Source organism: Fructilactobacillus sp. X2R5C3, assembly GCF_059901325.1.
This window is the reverse complement of sequence record NZ_JBWXUY010000081.1, coordinates 1-231: the sequence shown is the minus strand read 5'-3', so window position 1 is coordinate 231 and position 231 is coordinate 1. Positions and strand designations below refer to the sequence as shown.

The window sequence follows — 231 nt, the reverse complement described above, 5'->3', positions numbered from 1 at the left end:
GCTTTCAACAAGCGATGGAACTGGCTGGTTTGGATGTGCGACAGGAATATATCAAATTGATTCCTTTAAATCGAACGGATGGAATTAACGCCATTGACGAATTGCTGGAATTGAAAGAGGCTCCAACCGCTTTTTTGGTTATGGATCTTTTATTGGGTGTTCTTTTGCTGGGAGTGTTAGCAGAAAAGAACTTGAAAGTGCCACAGCAAATAAGCGTCGTCTGTTTTAACC

Annotated in this window: 1 protein-coding gene; it reads left to right on the top strand. The window is 41.6% G+C overall.

The features are described from left to right. On the top strand, positions 1–231 hold a 231-nt coding region (locus tag AC6UDE_RS07245), incomplete at both ends, for a substrate-binding domain-containing protein (protein WP_500697071.1).